13 protein-coding genes are annotated in these 15179 nt (G+C 36.6%); all 13 read left to right on the top strand.

What is annotated here, in order from left to right; translation table 11 throughout:
* The first annotated feature begins 460 nt into the window (after positions 1–460).
* A complete protein-coding gene (locus D9R05_RS12685) occupies positions 461–907 on the top strand; it encodes a DUF2061 domain-containing protein (RefSeq protein ID WP_262696580.1) in 447 nt (148 codons plus the stop codon).
* Complete coding sequence (cysC, locus tag D9R05_RS12680) at positions 900–1481, top strand: adenylyl-sulfate kinase (RefSeq protein WP_121667633.1); 582 nt, start codon at positions 900–902, stop codon at positions 1479–1481. Before D9R05_RS12685 ends, cysC begins: the two co-directional genes overlap by 8 nt.
* 826 nt (positions 1482–2307) lie before the next feature.
* The gene (gene cysD, locus D9R05_RS12670) at positions 2308–3216 is read left to right on the top strand and encodes a sulfate adenylyltransferase subunit CysD (RefSeq protein ID WP_317124603.1); all 909 of its coding nucleotides are present in this window, start codon (positions 2308–2310) and stop codon (positions 3214–3216) included.
* A 65-nt stretch (positions 3217–3281) separates the two neighbouring features.
* On the top strand, positions 3282–3635 hold the full coding sequence (locus D9R05_RS12665) for a four helix bundle protein (protein WP_121667593.1): 354 nt from the start codon (positions 3282–3284) through the stop codon (positions 3633–3635).
* A 75-nt stretch (positions 3636–3710) separates the two neighbouring features.
* Positions 3711–4967 (top strand): sulfate adenylyltransferase subunit 1, encoded by a 1257-nt coding sequence (locus D9R05_RS12660; protein ID WP_121667592.1) that lies wholly within the window; start codon positions 3711–3713, stop codon positions 4965–4967.
* A 1206-nt stretch (positions 4968–6173) separates the two neighbouring features.
* Complete coding sequence (locus D9R05_RS12655; protein ID WP_121667591.1) at positions 6174–6659, top strand: UpxY family transcription antiterminator; 486 nt, start codon at positions 6174–6176, stop codon at positions 6657–6659.
* Positions 6660–6916: 257 nt separating this feature from the next.
* Complete coding sequence (locus D9R05_RS12650; RefSeq protein WP_121667590.1) at positions 6917–7225, top strand: GIY-YIG nuclease family protein; 309 nt, start codon at positions 6917–6919, stop codon at positions 7223–7225.
* Positions 7226–7813: 588 nt separating this feature from the next.
* Positions 7814–8350: an ArsR family transcriptional regulator gene (locus tag D9R05_RS12645; protein ID WP_121667589.1), complete on the top strand. Its 537-nt coding sequence runs from the start codon at positions 7814–7816 to the stop codon at positions 8348–8350.
* Positions 8351–9641: 1291 nt separating this feature from the next.
* On the top strand, positions 9642–10742 hold the full coding sequence (gene rfbB / locus D9R05_RS12640; protein ID WP_121667588.1) for a dTDP-glucose 4,6-dehydratase: 1101 nt from the start codon (positions 9642–9644) through the stop codon (positions 10740–10742).
* Between the two features lie 444 nt (positions 10743–11186).
* Positions 11187–11543 carry a four helix bundle protein gene (locus tag D9R05_RS12635; RefSeq protein WP_205589293.1) on the top strand — a complete coding sequence of 119 codons (357 nt, stop codon included), beginning with the start codon at positions 11187–11189 and terminating at the stop codon, positions 11541–11543.
* A 205-nt stretch (positions 11544–11748) separates the two neighbouring features.
* Positions 11749–12285: a dTDP-4-dehydrorhamnose 3,5-epimerase gene (gene rfbC / locus D9R05_RS12630; protein WP_121667587.1), complete on the top strand. Its 537-nt coding sequence runs from the start codon at positions 11749–11751 to the stop codon at positions 12283–12285.
* The gene (gene rfbD / locus D9R05_RS12625) at positions 12273–13148 is read left to right on the top strand and encodes a dTDP-4-dehydrorhamnose reductase (RefSeq protein ID WP_121667586.1); all 876 of its coding nucleotides are present in this window, start codon (positions 12273–12275) and stop codon (positions 13146–13148) included. Before rfbC ends, rfbD begins: the two co-directional genes overlap by 13 nt.
* A 1156-nt stretch (positions 13149–14304) precedes the next feature.
* Entirely contained in the window at positions 14305–15177 is an 873-nt protein-coding gene (gene rfbA / locus D9R05_RS12620) for a glucose-1-phosphate thymidylyltransferase RfbA (RefSeq protein ID WP_121667585.1), read from the top strand.
* Positions 15178–15179: the final 2 nt, after the last annotated feature.

The following is a 15179-nucleotide window of genomic DNA, read 5'->3' as shown; positions in this document are numbered from 1 at the left end:
AAATGAAGAAATTTAATAGAGTACTAATTGACTTAAAATGATAAATGTTGAAGTGTTTTGAAGGTAAGGTGTCCTTTTTTAGAAATTCGCTTACAGCTTACAGCTTAGCGCTTAAAGCATAACGCTTTTAAAAAATGTTGAATTTTAAATTCCTTTATGAAGAAAACCTAAACTAATTTAGTAACTGAAAACTGTTAGCTATTAACTGATGAATAAAAAAGGATGAGATGCTGAATCGAGTTCAGCATGACAATTAGCTCTTTTGTTTACTATAGAAAAAGAGTCCTGTTTCTTGGTTCGTGTCTCTTGTTTCTAAAAAAACTAGCGTACAGCCTAAAGCATACTGGCTACAGCTTTTAAAAAAATTTAAATTTTAACTCCTATAAATTTGGTGGGAATTGTAGGTTTTAAGTTATTTGTAAAAAATTTGATCATCGCTTAATTAATATAATAGTAAAGCTTGAAAAATCAACACCATAGTTCACGAAAGCGACATATCGCTAAAACCATTACCTGGCGTATGGTTGGGACTATCGATACCATTTTATTATCTTGGCTAATTACCGGCGATCCATTGCTAGGTTTGAGTATCGGAGTAGCAGAGGTGGTGACTAAAATGCTGTTGTATTACCTCCATGAACGGGTGTGGTTTAATTTAAACTTGTCCAAAGAAGGTGAAATTCTCGAAAGTCGGAAGCGGCATATCGCTAAAACACTTACCTGGCGGTTAGTAGGAACGCTGGATACCATGACCTTAGCGTGGATCATTTCGGGAGATCCTATGGCCGGATTACAGATTGGTTTGGCTGAAGTGATCACCAAAATGTTGTTGTATTACCTCCATGAGCGGGTATGGTATAAATCGTCTTACGGATTAACAAAAGAGAGAGAACATGGTTATGAATAAATATGTCATTCAACAAGATTATCAAGTAACGCGTAAAGAACGCGAACAGCTGCATCAGCATCCTGGAAAGTTGATTTGGTTTACGGGCTTGTCGGGTTCGGGAAAGTCCACCTTAGCAAATGCCTTAGAAAGTTACTGGCATCAACAAGGCTTGCATACTTATGTGTTGGATGGTGATAACATCAGAAGAGGAATCAATCAAGACTTAGATTTCACCCCGGAAGGACGAGCGGAAAATTTACGCCGTATAGCGGAAATAGGAAAACTCTTTGTGGATGCCGGAATGCTAACAATCGCAGCATTTGTGTCTCCGTTGATTAAAGATCGTACGGCTATCAAAGAAATTGTGGGTGCCGATAATTTTATGGAAGTCTATGTAAAAGCGAGTGTTGAAACATGTGAAGAGCGGGATGTTAAAGGCTTATATAAAAAAGCACGAGCAGGAGAAATAGCTAATTTTACGGGAATATCCGCTCCGTATGAAGCACCCAAGCATGCAGATGTTGTAATTGATACCGAAAAATTGAGTTTAGAGGAAGGCTTAGAGCAGTTGGTGAAACAGTTGAAATTTTGAATTATTAATGTTGAAACTAGAAACTAGAAACTAGAAACTAGAAGCTAGAAGCTAGAAGCTTGAAGCTTGAAGTTGAAAGTTGGAAGGGGTTGATGTGCTGATGTGTTGATTTGAAAATGAAATTGTCATACGGAGCTGTCGAAGTGTTTTTCAATTGTTTAATGAATAATGAATAATGTTGAATGTTGGAAGCTGGATGTTTGAAGTTAGAAGTCGGGGAAGTCTTAACTTGAAAATGAAAAGAGTCCTGGTTCTTGTTTCGTGTCTCTTGTTTCTAAAAAAAACTAGCGTACAGCCTAAAGCATATTGCGTACAGCTTTCAATAATAAGAAAAAAGAGTAAAGAATATGTAGAAAAGAATGTTGATTTGAAGCTTGAGTCTGGAGGCTAGAAGAGGTTTATGTGATCATGGATCAATTTGAAAATTTGAAAATGAAGAAATTTAATAGAGTACTAATTGTCTTAAAATGATAAATGTTGAAGTGTTTTGAAGCTAAGGTGTCTTTTTTAGAAATTCGCTTACAGCTTAGCGCTTAAAGCATAACGCTTTTAAAAAATGTAGAATTTTAAATTCCTTTATGAAGAAAACCTAAACTAATTTAGTAACTGAAAACTGTTAGCTATTAACTGATGAATAAAAAAGGATGAGATGCTGAATCGATTCCGATAGCTATCGGAACAGCATGACAATTAACTCTTTTGTTTACTATAGAAAAAGAGTCCTGTTTCTTGGTTCGTGTCTCTTGTTTCTAAAAAAAAACTAGCGTACAGCCTACAGCCTAAAATACAAAAACAATAAAAAAGTAATAACCTAGATAATGCCAGCATTATGAATAAATACTATTTAAATTACCTCGATGAATTAGAATCGGAAGCGATTTATATTTTACGAGAGGTACACGCGCAATTTCAGAATCCGGTAATTTTATTTTCCGGTGGAAAAGACTCCATTTTAGTCACCCACCTGGCTAAAAAAGCTTTTTACCCGGCAAATATACCCTTTGCCTTAATGCACGTGGATACCGGACATAATTTTCCGGAAACTATTCAGTTTCGTGATGATTTAATCGAAAATCTAGGAGCGCGGCTTATCGTGGGCTCGGTTCAAGAATCGATTGATCAAGGACGGGTGCAAGAGGAAAAAGGGAAAAATGCTACTCGAAATGCCTTGCAAATTACCACCTTGTTAGATGCAATTGAATCTAATAAAGTTGATTGTGCCATTGGGGGAGGCCGACGCGATGAAGAAAAGGCCCGTGCCAAAGAACGTTTCTTTTCACATCGAGATGATTTTGGACAATGGGATCCTAAAAACCAACGTCCGGAATTATGGAACTTACTCAACGGTAAGCATTTTGAAGGAGAGCATTTTAGAGCTTTTCCAATTAGTAATTGGACTGAAATGGATGTGTGGAATTATATCAAGCGAGAGAATATTGAGATTCCTTCCTTGTATTTTGCACATGAGCGAGAAGTGGTGTTGCGAAACGGTTCGTGGATTCCGAATTCCGAATACCTGCAGTTAGAAGATCATGAAGAAATTCTTACCAAAAAAATTCGGTTTAGAACCTTAGGCGATATTACCATTACGGGCGGGATCGAGAGTGATGCAGATACCTTAGAGAAAATAGCCTTAGAGGTATCGGCCATGCGGCAGACAGAGCGTGGTAATCGAACCGATGATAAGCGTTCAGAAACAGCTATGGAAGACCGTAAACGGGAAGGGTATTTCTAATTACTAAGCAGTAAGCTATTAGCACTAAGCTTTTAGCTGTTTTTTAACCACTTAAAAGAATTTTGATGAGGGATTTTAGTAAATATGAGGTTTGGAAACTGTCACATAAATTGACACTTGATATTTATAAATTGACAAGCAATTACCCTCAAGATGAAAAGTATCAACTAATATCACAAATGAGAAGAGCTGCCTATTCAATTCCATCTAATTTTAGTGAAGGATGCGGTAGGGATTCGGATAAAGATTTTAATCGGTTTGTTCAAATCAGCTTAGGTTCTGCTCATGAATTAGAATATTTTATTCTATTAAGTAAGGATTTAAATTTTATTGATTATACGACTTCTGAAGAGTTAAATGAGAAGGTGAATCACGTCAAGCGTAAATTGTATCGTTTGAGTCAGAAACTGAAAAGTTAATTATAAAACAACGTATTTGTTAAAAATATAGGGATTAAGCTTACGGCTTAAAGCCTAAAGTATAAAGCGATTACCATGGAAATAAATAAAAATCAATTATTACGATTTACGACGGCCGGAAGTGTAGATGACGGAAAAAGTACACTTATCGGACGTTTGTTATACGATTCAAAATCAATTTTTGAAGATCAACTAGAATCGGTTAGCAATACCAGTAAGAAAAAAGGACAAGAAGGGGTAGATTTAGCCTTGTTTACCGACGGCTTAAAAGATGAGCGCGAGCAGGGTATCACCATCGATGTCGCTTACCGTTATTTTACCACCCCGAAACGAAAATTTATTATTGCCGATACCCCGGGGCACATTCAGTATACCCGTAATATGGTAACCGGTGCTTCAACAGCCAATGCGGCCATCATCTTAATCGATGCGCGTAATGGGGTTATCGAGCAGACCAAAAGGCATACCTTTATCGCTTCGTTGCTACAGATTCCGCATATTATTGTATGCATCAATAAAATGGATTTAGTCGATTTTAAAGAGGAGGTTTATGAAGATATTATGAGTCAGTTTGAAGAATTTGCCTCTAAACTCTTGATTAAAGATGTACGTTTTATTCCGATTAGTGCTTTGTTAGGCGACAATGTGGTTAACCGCTCTACCCATATGGACTGGTATCAAGGTGCTCCACTATTACATGAGTTGGAAAATATGCATATCAGTAGTGATATCAATAAGGTAGACGGGCGTTTTGCAGTACAAACCGTTATCCGTCCGCAAAAAGAAGGCTTTATCGATTACCGTGGTTATGCCGGGCGTCTTGCCAGCGGAATATACCGAGTAGGCGATGAGGTAAGTGTATTGCCATCAGGCTTTACCTCAACCATTAAAAGTATCAATGCCGGAGAAGAAGAGGTTCAAGAAGCCTTTGCACCAATGTCTATAGCGATTACGTTAACAGATGATATCGATATCAGTCGAGGCGATATGCTGGTAAAAACCAACAACCAACCGGAAACCGAGCAGGAATTTGATGTAATGTTATGTTGGCTGAATAATGAGCCGGCAAAACCCCGTACAAAATACACCTTAATGCATACCGCTAATGAGCAACGTGCCATGATTAAAAAAGTAGTGTATAAAATAGATATCAATACCTATGACCGCATTACTGATGATGATCACCTAGCGATGAATGATATTGCTCGTGTTAGGGTTCGTGCCTCGCGTCGCTTAATGATAGATCCGTACCGCGAAAATCGCAATACCGGTAGTCTGATCTTAATAGATGAAAGTACCAATGAAACTGTTGCGGCAGGTATGATCGTGTAGTTTTGTGGTATGAAGCAATAAGCCTTAAGCCTTAAGCCTTAAGCAATATGCAATAGGCAATAAGCTGTAAGTGATAAGTGAGCACTTATTTAAGTAGTATAAAATTCCCGAGCATAGCTTGGGATTTTTTTGTTTATAGAGGGATAGTTTTAAATGTTGAATGTTGAATGTTGAATGATGAATGTTGAATGATGAATGTTTGACGTTTAAAGGTTAAAGCTGAAAAGGATTAATGTGGTAATAGATCAATTTGAAAATTTTGAATTAAAATGTCACACTGAGCCTGTCGAAGTGTTTTGAAGTCGAAAACGGAAGCTGGAAGTTAGAAGCTAGAATAAATTAATACGTTAATTTAAAAATGAAGGGGTTTTATTTAAAATACGCCTACAGTCTAAAGCATATATCATGCAGCAAACAGCATAAAAATAAAACACCATAACAAGCTAACTTGTAACAGCATAACAGGAAATGAATCCAAATGAAGTCGAGAAATCTTCTTCTGCTCAACTGATAGTTATTTAGCTATTACAAGCATTAACTAATGCTTCGACAAGCTCAGCATGACATACGTGCTGTCACACTGAGCCTGTCGAAGTGTTTTTAATTGTCAAATGATTAATGTTTAATGTTGAATGTTTGAAGCTGGAAGTTAGAAGCTGGAAGGGGTTGATATGATAATGGAATAATTTGAAAATTTGAAAATGATCTGTCACACTGAGCCTGTCGAAGTGTTTTTGAAAATGAAGGATAATTGTTTAGGAACAAGCGTATAGCTTAAAGTGTATTGCTTTTAATAAAAAGAAAAAAGAATATAGAGAAGAGATGAAAGGAAACTAAAAATTCTTTCAAAAAAAAATTATTTATAGTTGAGAAAAACCGGCCTATAGAAAATAGCTCGTAAAATTTGCAGAGCCGGCTGCATAAAATTTTAGGCTGTTTGATCCCCGATGGTTCCGATCCCGATAACCATCGAAATTGTCGAAGTGTTTTGAAAGCAACCTATGTTATTGAAATACGCCTAAAGCAAAATGCTTAAAGCTTACCGCCTGATACCCCATAACAACATAACGACATAACAACATAACCCCATAACAAGATAACTCCATAACTTAACATTCTCCTAATGCTTTGTTTAACAAAAGCGTTTGTAAAATAAAACGAATATTCTATATTTGTCGTTAGTTTGAGTAAAAAAACTACTCGTTTATGCAGTGGTATGCAGTATATGTAAAAAGCAGGGCGGAGAAGAAAGTTAACGATCGCTTAGACCAACAAGGTTTCGAGGCGTATTGCCCGTTAAAAACGGAAGTTCGCCAATGGAGCGATCGCAAGAAAAAAGTACAGGTTCCTTATTTTTCTTCGTATGTGTTTGTTAAAACGACAGCAAAAAATCGCTTGGAGGTATTAAAAACCCCGGGTGTGGTGGCTTTTGTCTATTGGTTGCAACAACCGGCGGTTATTTCAGAAAAAGAAATGCAATCGGTGCAAGCCTTTTTTAATGACTATGCTGCCGAAACCATTGCTATAACACACTATGAGCCCGGACAACAATTGCGTGTAAAACACGGGGTGTTTGAAGGGAAAAACGGAGTGGTGATACGACAACAAAAAAACCGAGTCTGTTTGCAATTAGAGCAGTTAAATTGCTCACTAAGCGTAGAGCTTTCAAAAGCCCAAGTAGAGGCGGTTTAATATAATACAAACCCATTGTTGGCTGACTTAGTCTGTGACTGAGGAGGCGAAGCTATGGGAATGATGAATTGAAATTATCATACTGAGCCTGTCGAAGTATGTTTTAGTTGTTTAATGTTGAAACTAGAAACTAGAAACTAGAAGTTGGAAGTTGGAAAGGACTAATTTGGTGATGGGTTAATGTGATGATGGGTAAATTTGAAAATGAAAAATGAAATTGTCATACTGAGCCTGTCGAAGTGTGCTTATGAACTATAATGAAACTATATTATGTTTACATCGTAGAATGTTTAGACAGCTCTTATTATATAGGAGTAACATCTAACGTATTCGAAAGAGTTGAAGAACATAATATAGGCATGGATAAAGATTCTTATACTTATTTGAGAAGACCTGTTAAGCTTAAATGGTATGCTGCGTTTACTGATGTTAATTTAGCTATTTTAAAAGAGAAACAATTAAAAGGTTGGACTCGTAAGAAAAAGGAAGCCTTGATTAATAAAGATTGGGAAAGGCTAAAGGAATATGCAAAGAACTATACTCAACACCAAAAAGGTAACGGATAGTTATTAAACGAATACAAACTTTACTAATGCTTCGACAAGCTCAGCATGACATTCGTACTGTTGTAGCGTTTTTTGATTGTTGAAGCTTGAAGCTGGAAGAAGTTAATGTGTTGATGGATCAATTTGAAAATAAAAATTGAAATTGTCATACTGAGCTTGTCGAAGTATGTTTTAGTTGTCTAATGTTGAAACTAGAAACTAGAAACTAGAAACTAGAAGTTGGAAGCTGGAAAGGACTAATTTGGTGATGGGTTAATTTGAAAATGAACGTTCACCACTTTAATACTAACTCATAACGCTACATTCTGAACTCACAACTAGTACTGTCGAAGTGTCCTCAATTGTTGAATGAATAATGTTTGAAGTCGGAAGTCGGAAGTCGGAAAGTCTTAACTTAAAAACGAAAAAAGTCCTATTTCTTGTTTCCTGATTCGTGCTTCTATAGAAAACTAGCATAAAGCCTAAAGCTTACGGCTTAAAGCATATACCTATACCAACGCCTACAGCCTAACAAAATAACAGCGTAACAGCGTAACACCATAACAACATAACATTCAAACAGCCTACACCTAACCCCATCATAAAACCATGTTAGAAACCTTAATAAGTTCTAAAACACGAATAAAACTCCTGCTCAAATTCTTTTTGAACAGCAGCAGTCGTTCGTATTTGCGAAGCCTGGAAACAGAGTTTGGCGAAAGTACCAATGCCATACGTTTAGAATTGAACCGTTTTGAAGAAGCGGGTATGCTGGAAAGTGAAAAAGAAGGTAATCGCAAATACTTTAAAGCCGATACAGGTCATCCCTTATTTAAGGAAATGCAAGGCATTGTACGAAAATATGTAGGGATCGATGAAATTATCAATCATGTGTTGTCGAAAATCGGGAACTTAGAACGGGTGTTTTTAGAAGGGAAGTTAGCGCGAGGGTTGGAAGCAGAAGTAATCGATTTAATCTTAGTAGGAGAGGAGATCGATCGGCAGTATTTAACGCATTTAATCAGTAAAGCAGAAGGCATCATTCATAAACCGATTCGCTATGTGTTATTAGAGCCGGGAGCAGAACAAGCTTATTTACAAGCCAACGAAGAACAACCCTTGTTGATTTGGAGTGAGGAGCTTTAGGTGTTTAATGTTGAATGAATAATGTTGAATGTTTAATACTGAATTTTGAAAAATATTTGTCACGCTGAGCGAAATGAAATGAAGTCGAAGCGTCTTCTTATTCACGACGGAATGATATTTCGACTCCGTTCCTCCGCTCAATATGACAGTAGTCGAGTGTCACACTGAGCCTGTCGAAGTGTTTTCAATTGTTAAATGAATAATGTTAAATGTTTAATGTTTTAAGCTGGAAGTTTGAAGCTAGAATAAATTAATATATTAATTTGAAAATGAAGGGTCTTTTTTAGCTTATATGAGCTGTCACTTCGAGTGATTGCGACGAAAGGAGTAATTTTATCGAGAAGTATTGAATTGTGCTTAAAAACACTCGAACGGACAAGGCGAAACTAAACTACATCATAACAAGATAACTGCATAACCCCATAACAAAACTATAGCTTACAGCATAAAGCATATGGCATATTGCATCACAAGATAACTCAATAACAAGGTAACTTGTAACAGCATAACAGGAAATGAATCTAAATGAAATCGAGAAACCTTCTTCTTCACGACGGAAAGATATTTCGACTCCGTTCCTTCGCTCAATATGACAGTAGTCGAGTGTCACACTGAGCTTGTCGAAGTGTTTTCAATTGTTAAATGAATAATGTTAAATGTTAAATGTTATAAGCTGGAAGTTTGAAGTTAGAATAAATTAATATGTTAATTTGAAAATGAAGGGTCTTTTTTAGCTTATATGAGCTGTCACTTCGAGTGATTACGACGAAAGGAGTAATTTTATCGAGAAGTAGGTTTGTAGCAATAACCCTTTAGTTATTAGCGGTTAGCTAGGTATATTAATCTTTTTGATTTCGAACGAGAGGAATGAAATGCAAACAAAAAACCTTTTTCAGAAACTAACTTAAAGCATACCGCTTAAAGCTTACAGCGTGTAACACCATAACAGCATAACTCCATAACAAAACTATAGCTTACAGCATAAAGCATATGGCATATTGCAACACAAGATAACACCATAACCAGATAACATCATAACAAGACAACTGCATAACCGCATAACAAGATAACTTGTAACAGCATAACAGCAAATGAATCTAAATGAAATCGAGAAATCTTCTTCTTCACAACTGAAAGATATTTTGACTCCGTTCCTTCGCTCAATATGACAGTAGTTGAGTGTCACACTGAGCCTGTTGAAGTGTTTTGAATCCGAAGCCTTATTATAGAAACTCGCCTAAAGCATATGGCTCAAATCTTATTTCACAGGACAAGAAGAGTAGTATTAATTATGGGAAAATCATCTAAATTAAAAACAAAGAACATATTAATTACCGGAGGTGCGGGATTTATCGGTAGCCACGTCGTACGATTGTTTGTCAATTCGTATTCGGAGCATCATATTTTTAATTTAGATGCACTCACTTATGCTGGGAATTTAGAGAATCTAACGGATATTGAGAATAAAGAAAATTATACTTTTCTAAAAGCTGATATCACCGATGCAGATAAAATAAATGATTTATTTGCAGAATATCAATTTGATGCGGTGATTCATTTAGCAGCCGAATCGCATGTAGATCGTTCGATTACCGATCCCTTGGCTTTTGCCAAAACAAATATTATGGGAACCTTAAATTTGCTTCAAGCAGCTAAAAATACTTGGAAAAGTAAACTTCACCCTTCGGGGGGACAGGGGGCATTATTTTACCATATCAGTACCGATGAGGTGTATGGTACATTGGGTGCAACCGGCTTATTCACAGAAGAAACGAATTACGATCCGAATTCCCCATATTCTGCGTCAAAAGCCTCTTCCGATCATTTTGTGCGTGCTTATGGAGAAACCTATGCTTTGCCCTATGTGATCTCTAATTGCTCCAATAATTACGGACCGAATCAGTTTCCGGAAAAGTTAATTCCCCTGTTCATCAATAATATTATCCATAAAAAAAACTTGCCTGTTTATGGGGATGGTAATTACACCCGCGATTGGCTATATGTTATTGATCATGCTATTGCGATCAAGCTGTTATTTGAAAAAGGGAAACTCGGGGAAACCTATAATATAGGAGGCTTTAATGAATGGAAAAATATCGATTTAGTAAAGCTGCTTTGTCGGCAAATGGATAAAAAATTAGGTAGAGAAAAAGGAGAAAGTGAACAATTAATCACCTTTGTAAACGATCGTCCCGGACACGATTTGCGTTATGCTATCGATGCCGGTAAGATCAATAAAGAATTGGACTGGAAGCCCAGCGTGACGTTTGAAGAAGGCTTATCCAAAACAATCGACTGGTACTTAGCAAATGAAGCATGGATGCAGCATGTTACCAGTGGGACTTATCAAACGTATTATAGGAAGCAGTATACATCCGAAGAAGGCGAATAGTAGCAAATTAAAGTTGTTACAAAGTTACGCTGTGAGGTAGTTATGAGTATACTAACATAACAACATAACAAGATAACAACATAGCAGCATAGCAATAAAATAATAATCAAATAGTTATGAAGATATCAATTGATGTAGTTATGAGTATACTAACATAACAGGATAACAGGATAACAACATATCAGCATAGCAATAAAATAATAATCAAATAGTTATGGAGATATCAAGTGATGTAGTTATGGGTATACTAACATAACAGGATAACAACATAACAGGATAACAGGATAACAACATAGCAGCATAGCAATAAAATAACAATAAAATAGTTATGGAGATATCCAGTGATGTAGTTATGAGTATACTAATATAACAAGATAACAAGATAACAACATAACATCATAACAACATAACAAGATAACAAGATAACGCCATAACAATAAAATAATGACCATCAACTCACATAAAGATTTAACATTATGGAAGGAAAGTATGGATTTAGTAGAGGATGTTTATAGAATATCTAAGGCTTTTCCTAATGAAGAATTATATGGGTTGACAAGTCAAATAAGAAGATCGGCTGTTTCGGTTCCGTCGAATATAGCAGAAGGAGCAGGAAGAAAAGGAAAAAAGGAATTTTGTAGGTTTTTATATATAGCTTTAGGTTCTCTGTCAGAGTTAGAAACCCAATTTGAAATTGCTATTCGATTGAATTATTTAGCGGAAGTTACTCAAGTTGATTTGGTTTCAGATCGAATCATTTACATTCGAAGAATGATTTCAAAATTAATTAAAACCCTATAACCCCATAACAACATATCAGCATTACAACATAACAGCATTACAACATAACAGCATTACAACATAACCCCATAACAATAAAATAGTTATGGAGATATCCAGTGATGTAGTTATGAGTATAATAATATAACAAGATAACAACATAACAGCATTACAACATTACAACATAACCCCATATCAGCATAACCTCATAACAAAACAAACCCCAATGAACATAGAACAAACCGCCATAAAAGATTGCTTTGTCATCACCCCCAAGGTGTTTACAGATGAACGCGGGTACTTTATGGAAAGTTTTAACGAAAAGAGCTTTCAAGAACAAACCGGTTTACAAACAAATTTTGTACAGGACAATGAATCGCATTCGGTGTATGGAGTCATTAGGGGTTTGCACGCGCAAGAGGGAGAATATGCGCAGGCAAAGTTAGTACGGGTCTTGGCGGGAGAAGTCTTGGATGTGGCTGTAGATTTGCGTAAAGACTCCCCCACGTATTTAAAAAAAGTAGTAATAAGGCTAAATGCAAGCAATAAGCAACAACTTTTTGTGCCCAGAGGTTGTTTACATGGTTTTTCGGTCTTGAGTGAAGAAGCGACCTTTTTCTATAAATGCGATAATTTTTATCATCAAGCAGCGGAATTCGGCTATCGTTTTGACGATCCGTTTTTTAACATCGACTGGCAGGTTCCGGAAGAGGAACACATCATTTCACCAAAAGACAGTGCCTTGCCATTATGGGAACAATAGAGAAGCAAAGCGTGTTGGTATTAGGGAGTGGCGGACAATTGGGGCGTTGCTTACAGGATGTACTGAAGGAGACTACTAGGTTTGATTATATTTTTAAAACGTCAAGAGAAGTAGATATCACCGATAAAGCAGCTGTAGAAGCTTGTTTCGCAATATATCAACCTGTTTATTGCATCAATGCTGCCGCTTATACTGCGGTAGACAAAGCGGAAGAGGAAAAAGAACAAGCCTATGCGGTCAATAAACAAGGCCTTGCCAACATAGCTGAAAGTTGCAAAAAGCATAAGAGCATTTGCATTCATATTTCAACCGATTTTGTGTTTCAGGGAAATCGGGAAAGACCGTTAGGTGAAGAAGATGAGGTACAACCGATAAATGTGTATGGAGCCTCGAAGCTTGCCGGAGAAGAAGCTTTAAAAGAAAATTGGAAAAAGCACATCATCATCAGAACAAGTTGGTTGTTTAGTGAATACGAAACTAATTTCTTAAAAACCATGGCTAAACTCGCACAGCAAGAAAAAGCCATTAACGTAGTGAATGATCAAATCGGGACTCCGACTTATGCGGGAGATTTAGCAATTTTAATCGATAAAATGATTACGGAGCCTATTCCTTTCGGAATTTATCATTTTAGCAATGAAGGCGTCGCCTCGTGGTACGATTTTGCTTATGAGGTATTTAAGTTTTATGGAAAGCAAGATAGTTTACATCCCATACCCGCGACGGAATATCCCACTGCCGCAAAACGACCGGCCTTTACAGTGTTGAATAAACAGAAATTGAAACAATCTATAGAAATAGCTATACCGCATTGGAAAGAAAGTGTACAGAAATGTCTGGAAAAACTAAAAGCAACGAAGTAGTGTTGTTTGTTGAAAGTTTTCAATTGTTGAATGAATAATGTTGAATGTTTGAAACTAGAAACTAGAAACTAGAAACTAGAAATTAGAAGTTGGAAGAGGTTGATGTGTTGATGTGTTGATGGGATAATGAGTTAATATGAAAATGAAAATGTCACACTGAGCCTGTCGAAGTGTTTTGAAGTTATGCAGTTATCGAGTTATCGAGTGATGTTGTTATGCAGTTATGAGTTTTGAGTTTTGAGTTTTGAATTTTGAATGATTGAAGTTTGAAGGCGGAAGCTGGAAGGGGTTGATGTGATAATGGAATAATTTGAAAATTTGAAAATGATCTGTCACACTGTTCCGATCCCGATAACCATCGGGACTATCGGAACTGTCGAAGTGTTTTTAATTGTTAAATAATGTTGAATGTTGAATGTTGAAGCTGGAAGTTAGAAGCTAGAAATTCTTTTTTAAGAAATCATTTATAGTTTAAAATAAACCGGCCTACAGAAAATGGCTCGTAAAATTTGAAGAAGGGCTGAACGTTAAAAAATAGTCCTGTGGACTATTTTAGTGAGAGAGCCAGCCTGTCGCGTTGGCAATTTTAGGCTGTTTGAGCCCCGATGGTCCCGATAGCTATCGGGAGAGTTCCTAAAATTTAGGAGCCAATCAATAAATTTAGAGCTAGTTTCTTAAGCCTAGATTTTTAGTGCATCCGACGACCAACGGGAGAGGAATGCATTTTTTCATCAATGGAAATCAACGATTCACGAACACTTTAACAATAATTAAGTGGGTGAGTAAAAAATGAATAATAAATTTAATAGTCCATATTTTACAATGTTAACGATAAGAGCTTAAAGATTGATAATGCAATTGTTACAATATTGAAAACTGTTAGTATTCACAAATGCTTCGACAAGCTCAGCATGACATTCCTGTTATCACTTTAAACCTGTCGAAGTGTTTTGAAGTCGAAAACGGAAGCTGGAAGTTGAAAGCGGGAATAAATTAATACGTTAATTAAAAAAGAAGGGACTTTATTTAAAATATGCCTACAGTTTAAAGCATATAACATAAAGCAAGACAACAAAAAAAACTACAGCCTAAAGCAAAATGCTTAAAGCTTACCGCTTGATAAACCATAACACCATAACTAGATAACAAAACAACCATGAAAGGAATAATCTTAGCCGGGGGTGCAGGGACGCGATTGCATCCATTAACGGTAGCGGTGAGTAAGCAATTACTGCCGGTATATGATAAACCGATGATTTATTATCCCTTATCCGTTTTAATGTTATCGGGCATACGGGAGATCCTAATCATCAGTACGCCACACGATTTACCTAATTTTCAAAAATTATTAGGCGATGGGAGTCAGTTGGGCTTAAATCTATCGTATAAAGAACAACCGAGTCCCGATGGCTTGGCACAAGCCTTTCTTATCGGAGAGGAATTTATTGGGGGAGATGATGTGTGTTTGGTCTTGGGCGATAATATATTTTACGGAGCAGGCTTGAGTCAGAAGTTACAACAGGCGGTTAAAACGGTACAAGAAGATGAAAAAGCGGTTATTTTCGGGTATAATGTAAACGATCCGGAGCGTTATGGGGTGGCGGAGTTTGATGAAGAAGGAAATGTACTGAGCATTCAAGAAAAACCAAAAGCACCAAAATCCAATTATGCGGTAATCGGTTTGTATTACTATCCCAATTCGGTAATTCAGAAAGCAAAAGCGGTAAGCCCTTCAGCACGAGGAGAATTAGAAATCACCTCCGTAAACGGAGCTTATTTAGCGGCAAACAATTTAAAATTAGAATTATTAGGCAGAGGCTTCGCTTGGTTAGATACAGGAACACATGAAGCCTTAACCGAAGCTACGGAATTTGTAAAAGCTGTTGAGAAGCGCACCGGCTTAAAAATAGCCTGTGTAGAAGAAATAGCCTTACGTAATAAATGGGTTAACAAAAATCAAGTAACTCAACAACTAAAAGGCATGAAAGGCGATTACTTTGAGTATTTAAAACAAGTGATAAAAGGCTAGTT

This window comes from Mesonia aquimarina (assembly GCF_003667275.1).
Taxonomy (GTDB): domain Bacteria; phylum Bacteroidota; class Bacteroidia; order Flavobacteriales; family Flavobacteriaceae; genus Mesonia; species Mesonia aquimarina.
Note: the sequence above shows the minus strand (reverse complement) of the source record. Positions and strands in the feature narration are given on the sequence as shown.

Bases quoted from the DNA above. Each gene is read 5' to 3' on its own strand.
- cysC (WP_121667633.1), top strand. From the start codon at position 900: ATGAATAAATATGTCATTCAACAAGATTATCAAGTAACGCGTAAAGAA.
- D9R05_RS12665 (WP_121667593.1), top strand. From the start codon at position 3,282: ATGAGGGATTTTAGTAAATATGAGGTTTGGAAACTGTCACATAAATTG.
- D9R05_RS12660 (WP_121667592.1), top strand. From the start codon at position 3,711: ATGGAAATAAATAAAAATCAATTATTACGATTTACGACGGCCGGAAGT.
- D9R05_RS12655 (WP_121667591.1), top strand. From the start codon at position 6,174: ATGCAGTGGTATGCAGTATATGTAAAAAGCAGGGCGGAGAAGAAAGTT.
- D9R05_RS12650 (WP_121667590.1), top strand. From the start codon at position 6,917: ATGAAACTATATTATGTTTACATCGTAGAATGTTTAGACAGCTCTTAT.
- D9R05_RS12645 (WP_121667589.1), top strand. From the start codon at position 7,814: ATGTTAGAAACCTTAATAAGTTCTAAAACACGAATAAAACTCCTGCTC.
- rfbB (WP_121667588.1), top strand. From the start codon at position 9,642: ATGGGAAAATCATCTAAATTAAAAACAAAGAACATATTAATTACCGGA.
- D9R05_RS12635 (WP_205589293.1), top strand. From the start codon at position 11,187: ATGACCATCAACTCACATAAAGATTTAACATTATGGAAGGAAAGTATG.
- rfbC (WP_121667587.1), top strand. From the start codon at position 11,749: ATGAACATAGAACAAACCGCCATAAAAGATTGCTTTGTCATCACCCCC.
- rfbD (WP_121667586.1), top strand. From the start codon at position 12,273: ATGGGAACAATAGAGAAGCAAAGCGTGTTGGTATTAGGGAGTGGCGGA.
- rfbA (WP_121667585.1), top strand. From the start codon at position 14,305: ATGAAAGGAATAATCTTAGCCGGGGGTGCAGGGACGCGATTGCATCCA.